Origin of the sequence: Blautia difficilis (genome assembly GCF_014297245.1) — a bacterium.
GTDB lineage: Bacteria > Bacillota > Clostridia > Lachnospirales > Lachnospiraceae > Blautia_A > Blautia_A difficilis.
Map to the genome: position 1 here is coordinate 1 of NZ_JACOQG010000080.1, position 1,678 is coordinate 1,678.

Genomic DNA, 1,678 nt, shown 5'->3' on the forward strand with positions numbered 1-1,678 from the left:
ACCGTACAGCGGATTTTGGAAAACGCACCCGTCAGACGCCCCAACGGGGACGGGGAAATCCACCCTCTGTCCGGCTTGCTTTTCTGTAAGGACTGCGGCGCAAAAATGCACATTCGTATAGATTACCGGAACGGCGGCAAGCGGCATGTTGCTTTTTGCAGCGAGTACCACAAGGGAAAAGCCAAGAACCCCAAATGCCATTCCCCGCACATCATGGACGCGGACTTGCTCATGCAGACCATCGCGGAAGTGCTGAAGAAAATCGAGGACTATTCTATCAGCAATCGGGCGGAGTTTGAAGCCTTAGTGAAAAAGAACCTTGCCATGCAGCAGACCAACCAGACCAAGAAACAGCAGAAGCGTATCCCGCAAATCACGACGCGCCTTGAACAGATTGACAAGGTGCTGAACAAGCTCTATGAGGACAACGCCCTCGGCGCGATCTCACAAGACCGCTATGAGCAGATGTCGCAGAAGTATTCAGAAGAATACTACACGCTGAAAGCGGAGCTTGCCACGCTCCAAGAGCAGCTATCCGCTTATGAGAACGCGGGAGGACGGGCGCAGAAGTTTTTGAAGCTGACGGAACGCCATGCTGCCTTTACCGAGCTTACCCCCGCCATTCTCAACGAGTTTATCAGCCGGATTGAAGTGCATGAGCGCGACCAGAAAAGGGCGAGATACGCAATCCAGCACATCAGCATATATTTCAATTATATCGGCAAGTTTGAGAACGAAGTGACACAGCTTGCAGAGCCGACCGAGCAGGAAATCCAGCAAATGCGGGGGGAAATCGAAGAAGCCAAAAAGGAAAAGAGCCGCGCCTACCACCGGCAGTATTCAAGGGAGTACCGGGCGAGAAACCTTGAAAAGCAGCGGGAGTATGACCGCATGAAAGCGCGGGAATACCGGGCAAGGCGAAAGGCACAGGCAGCCGCCGCACAGCCCACACAGTAAAACAGAATAACCGTCAACCAAGAGGGATTTTCCGAACTACGGGAAATCCCTCTTTTACGCCCAAAGAAAGGAGCCGCCTATGGCAGAACAGACCCCCGACAGTATCATTACGACCCAGAGGAACGGGCAGACCATTGTTGCGGAGTTATTTTTCAATCACAGCAGCACAGAAACATTCCGCGACAAGCTGCTCAAACTGGCACTTGCCGACAGCTCGCGTTTATCCGCGCTTGACGGTCAAGAGCCGGAAAAAACAGAAATCTTGCGATAACAGCCGCCCCGACGAACCATTCCCTGTCTGGGCGGTTTCTATTTGAAAATCCTCATTTCCCCCAAGTCAAGAGCCGGAAAAAACACCCGAAAAATGCCCCTATTGCGTAACAGGGGCGCAGAAAGGAGCTTACATGAGAACAGGGCTTACGAAGCAGGAAAAGACCACCGATATTTGGTTTGACGAGAAAGACCCCCTTATCCATATCCGCACCCACAACACCGACTTAAAGAAGCGGCTTGCCGCCTACGCCGGACAGCACCCCGACCAGTGCCGCCAGACCGACGCAGACCCCGAAACGGGCTGCATGGAGTTTGAGATTGCAAAGGGGCGCTTCTCTTTCCGTCTGACCGCCCCATACAACGAGGAACGGCGGGAAGCTGCGCGGCGGTCTGCCAGAGAAAACAAGGCCACTGACAGGCTGAAATGAGGTGGATTTATTCATAACCA

Annotated in this window: 3 protein-coding genes; all 3 read left to right on the top strand. The window is 53.3% G+C overall.

Going from position 1 to position 1,678, the window contains the following annotated elements; genetic code table 11:
• Window positions 1–957 (top strand): DUF4368 domain-containing protein (locus H8Z82_RS18130; protein ID WP_186995761.1); only part of this gene is annotated, 957 nt, incomplete at its 5' end.
• Window positions 958–1,036: 79 nt separating this feature from the next.
• Window positions 1,037–1,228, top strand: a complete 192-nt coding sequence (locus tag H8Z82_RS18135) for a transposon-encoded TnpW family protein (protein WP_186995762.1) — start codon at window positions 1,037–1,039, stop codon at window positions 1,226–1,228.
• A gap of 133 nt (window positions 1,229–1,361) precedes the next feature.
• Window positions 1,362–1,658, top strand: coding sequence for a hypothetical protein (locus H8Z82_RS18140; RefSeq protein WP_117502900.1), 297 nt, complete (start codon window positions 1,362–1,364; stop codon window positions 1,656–1,658).
• Window positions 1,659–1,678 lie beyond the last annotated feature (20 nt).

Bases quoted from the DNA above. Each gene is read 5' to 3' on its own strand.
- H8Z82_RS18135 (WP_186995762.1), top strand. From the start codon at position 1,037: ATGGCAGAACAGACCCCCGACAGTATCATTACGACCCAGAGGAACGGG.
- H8Z82_RS18140 (WP_117502900.1), top strand. From the start codon at position 1,362: ATGAGAACAGGGCTTACGAAGCAGGAAAAGACCACCGATATTTGGTTT.